Origin of the sequence: Dryocola clanedunensis subsp. sulfonylureivorans (assembly GCF_016756775.1) — a bacterium.
Classification (GTDB): Bacteria; Pseudomonadota; Gammaproteobacteria; order Enterobacterales; family Enterobacteriaceae; genus Dryocola; species Dryocola clanedunensis.
The window spans coordinates 1-15,219 of sequence record NZ_JAERMU010000012.1; the positions used below are offsets into that span (position 1 = coordinate 1).

Here is a 15,219-nt window from a genome sequence, read left to right on the forward strand (position 1 = left end):
AGAGTGAACATATTTTGTCTCCTTTCACCTGAGCCAACACGTCATTCCAGCCTTGTACATACGAAGTCAGAGCTTCTGGTTACCGTTCGGATTTTGAGTGACGTGAAAGGTGAAACGGAGGGCTTAAGCTACGAAGAAAGATCGGCGTCTTCAGGGCGGATACAAGCTTCCTCCGTTTCGTGTAACCGGTAGCTAACCAGCTACCGGTTCAAGATACAAGGGCGGATAAGCGCCAGCGTCATCCGCCGGAGTCAAAGGCCTGCCTGGTAAACGGCAATAATCTCTGCCGCAACCGCCACGGCGATTTCCGCCGGGAGCTTGCCCTTCACGTCCGCAAGCCCCACCGGGCAGCGCATGGTGGTAAGCTGCCGGGCCGTCACACCTTTTCCCGCCAGGCGATATTCAAAACGCTGACGTTTGGTCTGCGATCCAATCAGGCCAAAATAGCGGTAATCCCCGCGCTTGAGTATCGCCTCGGCCAGCTCCAGATCGCGTGGATGATGGTGGGTCATGACGACAAAGTAGCTGTCCGGCGCGGCAGCCGCCACCGCATCAAGCGGATCTTCAGCGTGAACAGCCTTTACCCCATCCGGCACGTTTAAAAACTGATCCTGACGCTCATCGACCCAGGTAGTACGGCATGGCAGCGTCGCCAGCAGTGAGACGAGCGCTCTGCCAACGTGGCCCGCGCCAAATACGATTATCTGCGGCTGCGGCTGGATGAGCGGCTCGAACAGCACCTTCGTCATCCCTCCGCAGCACTGGCCCAGCCGCGCCCCCAGATTAAAGTGCTCCACCCTCGGCGTGCTGGCACTGTTTCCCAGCATCTCACGAGCCATCGCGATGCACTGAAACTCCAGGTGCCCGCCGCCGATGGTCAGCCAGGTTTGTTCCGGCCCGACCACCATTTTTGTGCCGCCGTTACGCGGCACCGATCCTTTATCCTCCAGCACGGTGAGCAGGACGCAGGGTTCGCGACGCTCGCGCAGCTGCGACAGAATGCCGATCCACTCGTCGTTCATTCTGCCTCCTGACAGCCCCAGAAGATCCGTTCAGGCGTGGCGGGCGCATCCAGTAAGGGATGTTTGCGATAGCCGGTGACGCTGGCAACCGCATCCTGCAGGGCACACCACACGGAGATGCCGAGCATAAAGGGCGGTTCGCCAACGGCCTTCGAGCGATAGACCGTCTGCTGCGGATTGGCGTGGTCGGCCAGCAGCGTAACGCGGAAATCAGCGGGCGCATCGCCGATCGCCGGGATTTTGTAGCTCATCGGGCTGTCGGTCAGCAGCTGGCCTTTGTCGCTCCATACCAGCTCCTCGCAGGTCAGCCAGCCCGCGCCCTGAATAAAGCCCCCTTCTATCTGGCCGATATCCAGCGCCGGATTCAGGGAGGTGCCGACGTCATGCAGTATATCCGTGCGCAGCAGGCGGTACTCCCCGGTCAGGGTATCGACAATCACCTCCGAGCAGGCCGCGCCGTAGGAGAAGTAGTAGAACGGCTGCCCGCGCCCGGCGGCACGATCGTAATGAATGCCCGGCACCTTATAAAATCCTGTGGCGGAGAGCGGCACCTGGTTCAGCCACGCCATGTTTGCCACCTCTGCAAAGGTGAAATGATGACCGGGTACTTTAACTATGCCGTTGCGAAACTCGACCTGCTCCGCAGAGCAGCGGTGTAACCCGCAAAGCATCTCCACCAGCCGGTCTTTTATGGTCTGCGCCGCGATTTCTGCCGCCTTGCCGTTGAGATCGGTTCCGGAAGACGCCGCCGTCGGCGAGGTATTGGGCACTTTACCGGTGTTAGTAGCGCAGACCTGAATCTGCTCCAGAGGGATTTGCAGCACGATGGCGACAATCTGCGCCACTTTGGTGTTCAGCCCCTGGCCCATTTCCGTGCCGCCGTGGTTGAGCTGTACCGTGCCGTCGGTGTAGATAACAACCAGCGCTCCGGCCTGGTTCAGAAAGCTGGAGGTAAATGAGATGCCGAATTTAACAGGCGTCAGCGCCAGCCCGCGTTTGAGCACCGGACTCTGGCGATTAAATATTTCTATTTCTGCGCGCCGTGCCGCATAGCCTGCGCTCTCTTCCAGCTGACGAGTGATTTCCGGCAGGATGTTGTGTTCAACCTTCTGATGGTAATGGGTAACGTTGCGCTCGTGCTCGCCGTAATAATTACGTTTGCGTACTGCGAGCGGGTCCAGCCCCAGCTCGCGGGCAATGTGGTCCATGATCTGCTCGATGGCCACCATGCCCTGCGGGCCGCCAAAGCCCCGGTAGGCCGTATTGGAGGCCAGATTTGTACGGCAGCGGTAGCCGGTAATCAGCGCGTCGCCAAGATAGTAGGCGTTGTCGGCGTGGAACATCGCCCGGTCGCAGATCGATCCTGAAAGATCCAGCGAATAGCCGCAGTTGGCCGCCAGATCGATAACCACGCCGTTCAGCATTCCCTCATCGGTAAACCCCACGTCATAGCGCACAAAGAACGGGTGGCGTTTGCCGGTAATGCGCATATCGTCACGGCGTGAAGCACGCATTTTTGCCGGGCGGCCGGTCAGTATTGCTGCCAGTGCGGCATGGCACGCAAAGCTGGCAGCCTGCGTCTCTTTGCCGCCGAAGCCGCCGCCCATGCGGCGCATATCGACGGTCACTTTATTCATTGAAACGCCCAGTACCGAAGCCACCAGCTTCTGCACCTCCGTCGGGTGCTGGGTGGACGACCAGACCGTGACGCTGCCGTCCTCGCCGGGCTGCACCATGGCAATCTGCCCTTCCAGATAAAAGTGCTCCTGGCCGCCGATATGAAAATGGCCCTGAACGCGATGCGCAGCCGCCGCCAGCGCGGATTTTGCATCCCCACGCTGGTGAATATGTGGTTCCTGAACGTAGCTTTTCCGTGTCAGTGCGACTTCCACATCCAGCACCGGCTCCAGAATTTGATATTCAATTTTTGCGAGCCGTGCCGCAGCGCGCGCGGCTTCCGGCGTTTCAGCGGCGACGGTCAGCACGACCTGTCCGTGATATTCGACTCTGTCTCTGGCAAACAGCGGATCGCCCGGCTCCAGCGGCCCGATATCCAGCTCGCCCGGCACATCCTGCCAGCCGAATACCCGCACCACGCCGGTAACGGCAAGACAGGCGCTGACATCAATATTGACGATTCTGGCGTGAGCATGTTCGCTGAGCACCGGACACAGGTGCAGCAGGCCGGGCGGCGTCGGCCTGTCGTCGATGTACTCCGCTTTGCCGCTGACCTGTTTATCGGCGCTTTCATGCCTGCGGCTGCGGCCCGCGCCGCCGGACAGCTCGTGGGCAAACTGTTCAGCCAATGCCTGTTCAGAGAGGCTAACCGGGTTAGTTGACATAATTCTGCACCTCCAGCGGCATTTGGGCTTCGCTGCTTTGCAGCATCAGGCGGCGCAGCAGGTTTTGCGCCACGGCAAGGCGGTAGCGACCGCTGCCGCGAAAATCACTCAGCGGCTGGTAATCTTCTGCCAGCGCCTGACTGGCCGCTGCCAGCGTCTGTTCGTTGAACGGCTGGCCAATCAGCGCCTGCTCGCAGTGCTTTGCTCGGGCAGGTATAGCAGCCATGCCGCCGAAGGCGACTCTGGCGCTCATTACCACGCCTTCGTTGAGATGAAGGTTAAACGCGCCGAGCACGGTAGAAATATCGTCGTCCATGCGTTTAGAAACTTTCCAGACGTTGAAATTTGGTGACAGTGTCACGCGTGGTATAACGATATGGCTGATAAACTCCCCTACGGCCAGGGCTGTCTGCCGGTAGCCGAGGAAGAACTGCCCGAGCGGCAGCCTGCGAGTCTCAGCCCCGCAGCGTAGTTCAAGCACCGCATCCAGCGCTAACAGCACTGGCGCACAGTCCCCTATGGGTGAAGCGTTTGCCAGATTGCCGCCGAGGGTGCCGTGGTTACGAATCTGCCGGGAGGCAAAGCGCTCCAGCAGCTGGCTGAACGCCGGGATATGACCGGCCAGCGCCTGCTGACAGGCCTGTAAAGTGGCGGCGGAGCCAATGCGGATCTCATCGTCGGTGACGGTTATCTCCTGCAGCTCTTTTATCTGGCTTATGCCGATGATTAAAGGCATCGTTTTGTACTGCTGGGTGATGGTCAGCGCCAGATCGGTACCGCCCGCCAGCAGCCGGGCCTCGGGGTTTTGCAGATAAATCTCCGCCAGCCGGTCGAGGCTTTTCGGCAGCAGGCAGCGGCTGGATTTCATTAATACTGAGGTATCCGGGCTGCTCATCGCCTCCAGCCGACGGGCGGTCTGCTCTTCCAGCGGAGTGAACCGATCTTCGGAAATGTTACAGGCCCGCTCCGCCGCCTCAATGATTGGCCGATACCCCGTGCAGCGGCACAGGTTGCCGCCGAGATGCTGTTCAATATCGTGACGGCTGACCGTCTCCTGCGTCTTTTGCAGCGCAAACGTGGACATCACGAAGCCCGGCGTGCAGAAGCCGCACTGTGACGCGTGGCAGTCCGCCATCGCCTGCTGCACCGGGTGAAGCGTGCCGTTATCGGCAAGATCTTCCACCGTCAGCAGCTGTTTGCCGTCGAGCTGACCGATCAGCGTGATGCAGCTGTTCGCCGTGTCATACCGCATCTTCCCGCCGTCGCTGCTGCCCAGCACAACGGTACAGGCCCCACAATCCCCGGATGCGCAGCCTTCCTTTGTGCCGCAGCGCCGTTCGCTGCCGCGCAGCCAGTTCAGCACGGTGGTATTGGGATCGACATCATCCAGCGTTTTCAGCGTCTGATTCAGCAGGAACTGGATCATGCCGCCACCTCCAGCGCGTCGCGCTGCCAGGCGCATTTTCCGTCGATCCATGTTTGCCAGATATTGCGGTCATCCCCGAGCGTCATCAGGATAAACAGCTTCTCGTAGATGTCGCGGCTACTGGCGTCGCGCAGTTTTTGCAGCGGGGTGACCGCCGGGTCGAGGATCACGAAGTCGGCCTCTTTGCCGGTCTGGAAGTTGCCAATCTTGCCGTCCAGATCCAAGGCGTGCGCGCCGCCCAGGGTGGCATGGTAGAACGCTTCGCACGCTGACAGGCGATAGCTTTGCAGCTGCGCCACCTTGTAGGCCTCCGCCAGGGTTTGCAGCATATTAAACGTCGTCCCTGCGCCCACGTCGGTGCCGATTCCCATACGTACCTGCTTATGCTGACACTGTTTCAGGTTAAACAGGCCGCTGCCGAGAAACAGGTTTGAGGTCGGGCAAAAAGCCAGAGATGAGTCGGTGTTGTGCAGGCAGTCCCACTCGCACTCCTGAAGATGGATCCCGTGGGCAAACACGCTGCGTTTGCCCGTCAGATTGTAGTGATGATAAACGCCGAGATAGCTGGCGTGCTCGGGCCACAGGGCTTTGACCCAGTCTACTTCGCTGCTGTTTTCGCTCAGGTGGGTATGGACCCAGGTGTCCGGGAACTCTTCGCGCAGCTTCTGCACCGCCGCCAGTAACTCCGGGGAGGATGTGGGGGCAAAACGTGGCGTAAGCGCGTAGTTCAGACGGCCCCGTTTGTGCCAGCGCAGAATCAGCTCCCGCGTCTGCCGGTAGCTCTGCTCCGGGGTTTCCGTCAGGTATTCCGGCGCGTTGCGGTCCATCATGACCTTTCCGGCGATCATCCGCATGCCGACATGTTCCGCCGCGCTGAACAGCGCATCCACCGACTGCGGGTGTACCGTGCCAAAGACCAGGGCCGTGGTCGTGCCGTTGCTTAACAGCTGGCTGAGGAAGAATGCCGACATCCGCGCCGCATGATCGCGGCATTGATACTGGCTCTCCACCGGGAAGGTGTAGGTCTCCAGCCATTCCAGAAGCTGCTCGCCGTAGGCACCGATCATCTCCGTCTGCGGATAATGCAGATGGGTATCCACGAAGCCCGGCAGGATGAGTTTATCGCGGCTGTCCAGATAGTCCGTTTCATGGCGCAGCAGGCTGCGCCCTTCTTCCCAGGGTAACAGCGCGGCAATGGTGCCGCCGTTCAGAAAGAGAAGGCCGTCGTCCAGATGCCGGGCGTTGGCCTTCAGCGCCTCGGGGCTGGCCCCTACCTTCGCGATATCAAAAAACTGGCCGCGTATCGCCTGCGTATAATTAACTGCCATCGCCGTACCCGCTATGTGCTGAGGAATAGTTAACGTTCTGTTGCAACGTTGATGCCAGGTTGAAAAGCCACTGCAAACGGTTGCTTTACAACTCCGTTGCGCAACAAAAGAGCAATGCTCACAAACTGCACCCGCATGTGGCAGCGGATGCGCCTTCCTGCACTACTTTCGCGCAGCGCGAAACTTCGTTTATCGCAGGCCCGGTAGCCATGCTAAGGTATTAAGACGTAAAAGCGTTGAGGAACAGTGACATGATTATTATGGTAACCGGCGCCACCGCTGGCTTTGGTGAGAGCATCACCCGTCGTTTTATTCAGAACGGCCACAAAGTAATTGCTACCGGCCGTCGCCAGGAGCGTTTGCAGGAGCTGCAGGAAGAGCTGGGCGACAGCGTCCTCACCCTGCAGCTGGACGTGCGTAACCGTGCCGCCATCGAACAGGCGATGGAGCACCTGCCTGCCGAGTGGCGCGACATTGATATTCTGGTGAACAACGCCGGTCTGGCGCTGGGCATGGAGCCTGCCCACAAGGCCGATGCCGACGACTGGGAAACAATGATCGACACCAACAATAAAGGGCTGGTGTACATGACCCGCGCGGTGCTGCCGGGCATGGTTGAGCGCAACCGCGGTCATATCATTAATATCGGCTCAACCGCCGGGAGCTGGCCGTATGCAGGCGGCAACGTTTACGGCGCGACCAAGGCGTTCGTTCGTCAGTTCAGCCTTAACCTGCGTACCGACCTGCATAAAACGGCGATTCGTGTGACCGATATCGAACCCGGTCTGGTGGAAGGCACCGAGTTTTCTAACGTGCGCTTTAAAGGCGATGACGAGAAAGTGGGTAAAACCTACGAAAACGCTAACGCCCTGACGCCGGAAGATGTCACCGAGGCCGTCTGGTGGGTTGCTACGCTGCCGAAGCACGTCAATATAAACACCCTCGAGATGATGCCGGTCAGCCAGACCTTTGCCGGACTAAGCGTTCACCGCGAAGGCTAATCCTTTTCCCCTACCCGGATTACAGGTTCGGGTATGGGAGATCCCGCTAATAAGTGTTAAATTTAATTAAGTTTTCTAATTAAGAACAAAGCCATGCCATCACCTTCGGTTCTCAATCCTACGCAGCCCGTTAATCAGCAAATTTATCGTATTCTGCGCAGTGATATCGTTCGTTGTTTGATCCCGCCGGGCACCCCGCTTTCTGAAAAAGAAGTCTCCGTGCGTTTCAACGTCTCCCGCCAGCCGGTGCGCGAAGCTTTTATTAAGCTCGCCGAAACCGGGCTGGTGCAGATACGCCCGCAGCGCGGAACCTACGTGAACCGAATTTCCGTCACGCATGTGAAGAACGGCTGTTTTATACGTGAGGCAATCGAACGCGCAGTGGTAAAACGGGCCGCGAGTATGGCGACGGACAGCCATCTTTATCAGATTGAACAGCTTCTGAATCAGCAGCGTATAGCGATTGATAGAAACCAGCTGGACGACTTTTTCCAGCTTGATGACGAGTTTCACCATCAGCTCGCGCTGGTGGCGGACTGCCAGCTGGCGTGGGACACGGTGGAGAATATCAAGGCATCAATGGACCGGGTGCGTTATATGAGCCTCGATCACGTCTCCCCGCCGGACATGCTGCTGGCGCAGCATTACGACATTTTCGAAGCGTTACAAAGGCATAATGAGCACGATGTGGATCAGGCGATGCACCGCCATCTGCATGAGATAAGCCAGTCGATCCTGTTGATTCGTCAGGAGAACAAAGACTGGTTTAGCGAGGAGTGATATTACACGGAAGTGTAAGGCGCTTACGCTTTCGTAGGTCGGATAAGCAAAGCGTCATCCGACAAAATCTGACGGATGACGCCGGGCCAATCAGTACTTCGCCACCGTTGCTTTAGCGCCGTTTTCACGCACCGCAAGGTAAGCTTCTGTCACCTGCTTCACAAATTTCTCGTTGGCCGGTAAATCTTCGCCAAAGATGGTTTTCAGCCCCAGCAGCGCCTGCACGCGGGCTTCCCCTTCCTTGCTTCCTGACACCGCCTGCTGAATCGCCGGCAGAAGCGGATCGCTGATTTCAATATTCTCGCCCTGCTCGTCCACGCCGCCGACGTAGCGCATCCAGCCCGCCACTCCAAGCGCAAGCAGATCGAAACGGCTGCCGTTCGCCAGATGCCAACGGATGGAGTCCAGCCAGCGCTGCGGAAGCTTCTGGCTGCCGTCCATGGCGATTTGCCAGGCGCGGTGCTTCAGGGCCGGGTTGGTGTAGCGGGCAATCAGCGAATCTGCGTACTTGCCTAAATCAACGCCCTGCACCTTAAGCGTGGGTGCCTGTTCGTTAAGCATCAGCGCATGGGCCGTGCGGCGGTAGTTTTCGTCCTGCATGCAGTCAGAAATATGCTGGTAGCCCGCCAGATAGCCCAGATAGGCCAGGAAGGAGTGGCTGCCGTTAAGCATCCGCAGCTTCATCTCTTCGAACGGCAGCACGTCCTTAACCAGTTCAGCGCCTGCTTTTTCCCACGCCGGACGCCCGGCAACAAAATTATCTTCGATAACCCACTGGCGGAACGGCTCACAGGCCACCGCCGCAGGATCCGCTACGCCCGTCGCCTGCTCAACCAGCGCCAGGGTTTCTGGCGTCACGGCAGGCACAATGCGGTCTACCATGGTTGACGGGAACGTGACGTTAGCTTTGATCCAGGCACCCAGTTCCGGACTGATAGCCTCGGCTAAAGCAGTGATCACGTTGCGGGTCACATGGCCGTTTTCCGGCATGTTGTCGCAGGACATCACGCTAAACGCAGGCAGCCCGGCGGCTTTACGGCGCGCCAGCGCTTCGACAATCACGCCCGGCGCGGACTGCGGCTGATGCGGGTTTGCCAGGTCATGCACGATAAACGGGTGATCCATCAGGATTGTCCCCGTGGCAGGAGCGTGGCAGTAGCCCTTTTCCGTCACGGTAAGAGAAACTATCGCCACTTCTGGCTGCATCATGGCGTCGAATACGGCCTCCAGTCCGTCTACCTGCGCGTGAAGCGCCTTTTTCACTACGCCCACCACGCGGCACTGCCAGCCATCGGCGGACATTTCAGCCACGCTGTACAGATTGTCCTGCTGTTTGAGGTCGGCAATCTGCTGTTCGCCGCCGACCAGGTTTACTTCGCAGTAGCCCCAGTCGCTGCCGTACTCCTGAGCAAGAATATCGGCGTAGACGGCCTGGTGCGCGCGATGAAACGCGCCGAAGCCCAGGTGAACGATACGCGGAACAAGTTTGCTACGATCGTAGTGCGGCAAGGTGGCTTTTGCAGTTAAGAGCTTGTTTTCCATTTTGAAACTCGCTGTTTAGGGATCTCGGGACAGCTACAGACTACCTGCTATGGTAGTCTGCATTTTGATTTGAATTAATGTTCCGTCATTTGGTATGACACACTTTCCAAAGCTGTATGACAACTCACACTTCTGTCGGTTAATGCGTCACCGCCAGCGGTTTGATCGCTTTCGGCTGTTTGATGACGAAGAAGACCAGAACCGCACCAACGGCAGCCACAACCCCCGCAAGGATAAAGGCGCTGTCAAACTTGCCGGTATTCTGCACGATGAAGCCGGTGACAACCGGGCCGATAATCCCGGAGATACTGCCGACAAAGTGAATAAAGCCGCTGACGCTGCCGATACGCTTTTTAGTGACCACGTCCTGAATAATCGCCCAGTAAATAGAGCCGGTGACGTACAGGAAGAAAATAGAGATAGACATCAGCACTACGGCCGGAACAACCGAGCTGACCGAGCCTGCAAGCGCAACGCAGATAGCCGCCGCCAGTAAGCAAACCACTAAGACAATTTTTCTGGAAAGCAGTAGTTTCCCGGTGATGCGCAAGATAGCGTCGGAAATAACGCCGCCGAGCGCCAGGCCGACAAAGCCGACGATCCATGGAATAACCGTGGTGATACTCATCTCTTTAATATTCAGCCCGTGCGCCTGTACCAGATAAGACGGGAACCAGCTCAGGAAGAAGAACAGAATATAGTTGTAACAGAAGAAGGCAAAAGCGGTGACCAGGATAATAGGCTGCTTGAGGTAGTGGCCCAGCGTATGGTCGGAAGCATCATCATTCAGGCCGCTGTTAGCTGCGTCATCCTGCGCTTTAAGCTCCGCGATATACGCCTGCTCTTCCGCGCTGACGCGACGGCTTTTCTCCGGGCTGTCCGCCACGATAAAGAACCAGACCAGCATCCAGACGATACCGATGCAGCAGATGATCATAAACGCCGGACGCCAGCCGAACGAGAGCGCCAGGTAACCGACGATTGGCCCGGCAACCGCGCCGCCCAAAGGCGAACCCGCGCTGAGGAAGCCAACGGCCGTCGCCGCCTGTTTTCGCGGGAACCAGCCGTTAATCATCTTGTTAGCCGACGAACAAATTGGCCCCTCCGCCATGCCGAACAGCACGCGCAGAATAAGCATCGACCAGAAGCCGGTTGCCAGCGCGGTCATGCCGCAGAAGATAGACCACAGGCCAACGGCGCTGCCCAGCACGACCATCGGTCCGAACTTATCCACCGCCAGACCGCCGATGAAATTAAATAAAGCATAACCAAAGAAGAAGCTGCCAAATATCATGCCGAACTGTTCGGCATTAATAGTCAGATCTTTTTCGATCATCGGTAAGGTAATAGATAACGCAACCCGGTCGAGGTAATTGATCATATAGACTAAAAACAGCAACAGTACGATTATCCAGCGTAAATTCTTAGCCATAACTACTCCATAAATACGGTCTTACTATTTTGTAGGGTACGCAAAACAACGAAATGAGCGTAATGATGTGTGGTTTAAAATTTCAAAAGGACCTTGCAGCAGTGCTTCTGGTCTTCTTCAAATATCTTCATCGCCTCCAGCACCTCGGTATAAGGGTACTGATGGGTAATTAATTTCTCCGGCTGGACTTTTTTCTCCGTCATCCAGCTAATCACCTGCGGGAAGCGGTTACTGTTTAAGCGCGAGCTGCAAATAGACAGCTCTTTACTGGTGATACCCTGCTGGCTGATGACGCAAGGATCCGAAGAGAACCCCATAATGCCGATGCGGGCGGCAGGGGATGCCAGGCTAATGGCTTCCGGCAGAATTGCAGGATGACAGGCGGCGTCAATAATCACCGTTGGGCGAATGCCCTTTTCTTCCAGCCAGCTTTTCAAATCGATATTCGTGTTGTTGATAATCCGGTCGGCACCGTTGAGCTCCGCCATAGCCAGACGCTCATCAATGCGGTCCGCCACGATAATCTCTTTCACGCCGTAGACGCCGCGCAGCGCCTGAATCGAGGTCAGCCCCATTGGGCCTGCGCCATAGACCAGCGCCGTGTCTAACGGGCCAGGGTTCAGCTGGCTGCAAATGTTGGCGGCAATGGTGAACGGCTCCACCATCGTTGCTTCGTTATCGGGGATGCTGTCCGGCACCACGTGGGCATTTTTAGCGGGCAGCGTAACAAACTCGCTGAAGCCGCCGTCGCGGTGCACGCCAATGACCTGAAGCTCAGCGCATACGTTAGGACGACCAACAGAGCAGGGATAACAGTTTCCGCAGCTCACCACCGGATCGCCGACTACTCGCTCGCCGATGCGCGACGCGTCTACGCCCTCGCCTACCGCGTCAATATGACCAAAGAACTCATGGCCGATAACACGCGGGTATTTCGCGAAAGGATTGTGCCCGCGATAAATATGCACGTCCGAACCGCAAATACCGGCGCTGGATACTTTGATACGGACTTCGCCAGCCTGTGGATTAACAAGCGGACGTTCCTCAATCTCTAATTTTCCTGGTGTCTGAATAGTGATGCTTTTCATATTTATCTTCTCATTATCAAAAATAAAATACTCAATTGTGTTTGAGGGCCGGTGGCATATCCGGCCACGGTAATTAATGTTTATGCCATTCGTGGAATTCTTTTTTAAGCTTCAGCGGCGCGGTTTCCGGCATGGTCAGCAAGCCAATAACGGAAATAATCCCCAGCACGATGACATAAATTGCCAGCCCGTAATAATGTCCGCCGGTCATCTGTAATATTTTCACCGCCACCAGCCCCAGCACGCCGCTGCCGATAAGCGAGCCAACCTGCCAGATCAGGGCAATGCCGCTGCAGCGGATATGCGTCGGGAACAGCTCCGGGAAAAATGAAGCCTGCGGGGCGTAGCACATGCTGTGGCCGAAGCTCAGCACCAGAATCATCACCAGCTGGGTTAACCAGAAGGAATCCTGATTAATCGCCATAAAGAACGGAATAATCATAATGACCTGCAGCAGCGCCCCCAGAATATAGACGGGCTTACGGCCTACCTTGTCGCACAGCGCGCCCATTAACGGGATAGCCAGCACCTCAAGCACGACGGCTACAATCATGGTTTCCATTAAAATATTGGCATCCAGATTGTTCGCCTTGCCGTAGGCCAGCACGATGACGGTAAACATCGCAAAGGTGCAGGCTTCGATAAGCTTCGCGCAGACGCCTTTCACCACGATACCGGGATAGTCGCGAACCACCTCAATCAGCGGACGCGACTCTTCCGCTTTGGTTTCCCGGATCTGTGCAAAGACCGGCGATTCGTCAATGCGCAGGCGGATAAACAGCCCGACGATCACCAGCAGCAGGCTAAGCAGAAACGGAATGCGCCAGCCGTAGTCCATCATCTCTTCCGGCGACAGCGTGGCGTTCAGCAGCGCGAAGAGCGCCAGCGGCAATAAAAAGCCGACCGGAGCGCCAATCTGCACCCAGCTGGAGAAATAGCCGCGCCTGGCGGGTGCCGAATATTCTGCGGTCATCAGCACCGCCCCCGCCTGCTCTCCGCCAACGCCAAAGCCCTGCAATACGCGGATGAGGATCAGCAGCGCGGGTGCCCAGGCGCCAATCTTTTCATAGGTTGGCAGCAGCCCGATGCAGAACGTCCCTAACCCGACAATAAGGATGGTGATAACCAGGGCCTTTTTACGCCCGACCTTATCGCCGATATGGCCGAAGACAATGCCCCCCAGCGGCCGGGCCAGAAAGCCCACGGCATAGGTGGCAAAGGCGGCCAGCGTGCTGATTAACGGATCTGCGCTGGGGAAAAACAGATGGCCGAAAAACAGCACGGCAGCCGTGCCATAGGCGAAAAAGTCATAGTACTCAGCGGCGGTACCGATAGCCGATGCCGAAGCCACACGCCGGATGATCGACCTGTTTCCTGCATCATTCTTAATATCGACTGAACTGACCATGATTATCTGACCTTTATTGTAGGGTTGAGGTTATTACCATCCCTGGCCGCTGCGGCTAATGGCCTACCAGTTCCACAAGGTGCCGTCTTCGAGGCGGGCTACCGGCAGATGCGCCGGTTCATACGGGTATTTCGCCGCCAGCTTTTCGTCAAATTCGATGCCCAGCCCCGGCTTCTCGCCCGGATGCATATAGCCGTTATCGAAGGTCCAGCTGTGCGGGAACACTTCCAGCATCTGCTCGGAGTAGCCCATATACTCCTGCACGCCGAAGTTCGGCACCCACAGGTCAAAGTGCAGCGCGGCGGCCATGCAGATCGGAGAGAGATCCGACGGGCCATGTGAACCGGTGCGCACCTGGTAAAGCGAGGCGAAATCGGCGATGCGACGCATGCCGGTGATGCCGCCCGCGTGGGTGATGGTGGTGCGGATATAGTCGATGAGCTGCTCTTCAATAAGCTGCTTGCAGTCCCAGATGCTGTTAAACACTTCACCGACGGCAATTGGCGTCACGGTGTGCTGGCGGATGAGGCGGAAGCACTCCTGGTTTTCCGCAGGCGTCGGGTCTTCCATCCAGAACAGGCGGTAATCTTCAATGCTCTTGCCGAAGCGCGCCGCTTCGATCGGCGTCAGGCGGTGGTGCATGTCGTGCAGCAGATGTTCTTCAAAGCCAAACTTGCTGCGCACGGCGTCGAAAAGCTTTGGCGTGAAGTCGAGGTATTTTTCCGTGGACCACAGCTGTTCCTCCGGCCAGGCACCTTTGGTGGCTGGCTCGTATGCAAGTCCCTTGCCTTTTGACATGCCGTAGGTGGTTTTCATCCCCGGCACGCCGCACTGCACGCGAATCGCCTTGAAGCCCATCTCTTTATGGCGGGCATAATCCTCAAGCACATCATCAAGCGTGTGGCCGGTGGTATGGCAGTAAACCATCACCCCCTCGCGGGATGCGCCACCCAGCAGCTGGTACAGCGGCATGCCTGCAGCTTTGGCCTTGATGTCCCACAGCGCCATGTCCACCGCGGAAATTGCCGACATGGTCACCGGGCCGCGACGCCAGTAGGCGCCCTTATAGAAAAACTGCCAGATATCTTCGATGCGGTGCGCGTCACGGCCAATCAGCTGCGGGCAAACGTGATCCTGCAGATAAGAAGCCACCGGCAGTTCGCGCCCGTTCAGGGTGGCGTCGCCGATGCCGGTAAGCCCGTCGTCGGTGGTGATTTTTAACGTAACGAAGTTACGGCCGGGACAGGTGACAAAAACTTCAGCCTTCACAATTTTCATTCTGTTTTCCTTACTACGGAGGTTTCCAGGTCGACAATGAGCAGAAAACTACCGCTGAACAAACTACCATACAAGTATATTTATTCGATTTTGACGGAACAGGTCACACTTTTTAGCGTGACTTAAGGGAGGCTAATGGGGGTAAAAAGAATGGCTAAAATTGATGGGAACTCAGGTCAGGCGCGACCCCAACCGGCCACGATTATCAGCATGCCGCAGAACGCTACGCCTGCGCCAATCCAGTCGTAATGGCTAAGCTTTACGCCATCGACCACCCTGAGCCAAAGCAATGCAGTGACAACATAAACGCCGCCATAGGCTGCATACACGCGCCCGCTGGCAGCAGGATGTAAGGTCAGCAGCCAGACAAAAATCGCCAGAGAGCAGGCGGCAGGCAGCAGTAACAGAGGTGATGCCCCGCGCTTGAGCCATAGCCAGGGCAGAAAGCAGCCGATAATTTCCGCCAGCGCTGTTGCAAAAAACAGCAATGTTGTTTTGATCATATTGAACTATGTCTGGAATAATAGTGACTAAAAGGTGGCCCCTATGTCGCACGGGGGGTCAGTGATATA

12 protein-coding genes are annotated in these 15,219 nt (G+C 57.1%); 2 read left to right on the plus strand and 10 right to left on the minus strand.

The window, feature by feature from the left end; genetic code table 11:
• Nucleotides 1-251: 251 nt before the first annotated feature.
• The 4 genes from xdhC to guaD are packed head-to-tail and all read right to left on the minus strand — an operon-like array spanning nt 252 to nt 6,118.
• Nucleotides 252-1,022: a xanthine dehydrogenase accessory protein XdhC gene (gene xdhC, locus HYQ67_RS13670; protein WP_202304231.1), complete on the minus strand. Its 771-nt coding sequence runs from the start codon at nt 1,020-1,022 to the stop codon at nt 252-254.
• The gene (gene xdhB / locus HYQ67_RS13675; protein ID WP_202304232.1) at nt 1,019-3,364 is read right to left on the minus strand and encodes a xanthine dehydrogenase molybdopterin binding subunit; all 2,346 of its coding nucleotides are present in this window, start codon (nt 3,362-3,364) and stop codon (nt 1,019-1,021) included. The genes xdhC and xdhB overlap by 4 nt, the downstream gene beginning before the upstream one ends.
• Nucleotides 3,354-4,790 carry a xanthine dehydrogenase small subunit gene (xdhA, locus tag HYQ67_RS13680; protein ID WP_202304233.1) on the minus strand — a complete coding sequence of 479 codons (1,437 nt, stop codon included), beginning with the start codon at nt 4,788-4,790 and terminating at the stop codon, nt 3,354-3,356. Before xdhA ends, xdhB begins: the two co-directional genes overlap by 11 nt.
• Nucleotides 4,787-6,118, minus strand: a complete 1,332-nt coding sequence (gene guaD, locus HYQ67_RS13685; protein ID WP_202304234.1) for a guanine deaminase — start codon at nt 6,116-6,118, stop codon at nt 4,787-4,789. The genes xdhA and guaD overlap by 4 nt, the downstream gene beginning before the upstream one ends.
• Nucleotides 6,119-6,369: 251 nt before the next feature.
• Here guaD and ydfG point away from each other — a divergent pair, with 251 nt between their 5' ends.
• Together ydfG and HYQ67_RS13695 are read left to right on the plus strand one after the other, a co-directional pair.
• A complete protein-coding gene (ydfG, locus tag HYQ67_RS13690; protein WP_202304235.1) occupies nt 6,370-7,119 on the plus strand; it encodes a bifunctional NADP-dependent 3-hydroxy acid dehydrogenase/3-hydroxypropionate dehydrogenase YdfG in 750 nt (249 codons plus the stop codon).
• 93 nt (nt 7,120-7,212) lie between these two features.
• Complete coding sequence (locus HYQ67_RS13695; RefSeq protein WP_202304236.1) at nt 7,213-7,899, plus strand: GntR family transcriptional regulator; 687 nt, start codon at nt 7,213-7,215, stop codon at nt 7,897-7,899.
• A 90-nt stretch (nt 7,900-7,989) separates the two neighbouring features.
• Here the strand turns inward: HYQ67_RS13695 and HYQ67_RS13700 are convergent, their stop codons facing one another.
• The 6 genes from HYQ67_RS13700 to HYQ67_RS13725 form a co-directional block, all read right to left on the minus strand.
• A complete protein-coding gene (locus HYQ67_RS13700; RefSeq protein WP_202304237.1) occupies nt 7,990-9,441 on the minus strand; it encodes a mannitol dehydrogenase family protein in 1,452 nt (483 codons plus the stop codon).
• A gap of 139 nt (nt 9,442-9,580) precedes the next feature.
• Nucleotides 9,581-10,873, minus strand: a complete 1,293-nt coding sequence (locus HYQ67_RS13705; protein WP_202304238.1) for an MFS transporter — start codon at nt 10,871-10,873, stop codon at nt 9,581-9,583.
• 74 nt (nt 10,874-10,947) lie between these two features.
• Nucleotides 10,948-11,961, minus strand: a complete 1,014-nt coding sequence (locus HYQ67_RS13710) for a Zn-dependent oxidoreductase (protein ID WP_202304239.1) — start codon at nt 11,959-11,961, stop codon at nt 10,948-10,950.
• A gap of 73 nt (nt 11,962-12,034) precedes the next feature.
• The gene (locus tag HYQ67_RS13715; RefSeq protein WP_202304240.1) at nt 12,035-13,369 is read right to left on the minus strand and encodes an MFS transporter; all 1,335 of its coding nucleotides are present in this window, start codon (nt 13,367-13,369) and stop codon (nt 12,035-12,037) included.
• 63 nt (nt 13,370-13,432) lie between these two features.
• Entirely contained in the window at nt 13,433-14,647 is a 1,215-nt protein-coding gene (rspA, locus tag HYQ67_RS13720; RefSeq protein ID WP_202304241.1) for a starvation-sensing protein RspA, read from the minus strand.
• Nucleotides 14,648-14,823: 176 nt separating this feature from the next.
• Entirely contained in the window at nt 14,824-15,150 is a 327-nt protein-coding gene (locus tag HYQ67_RS13725) for a YnfA family protein (RefSeq protein ID WP_202304242.1), read from the minus strand.
• Between the last annotated feature and the right edge of the window lie 69 nt (nt 15,151-15,219).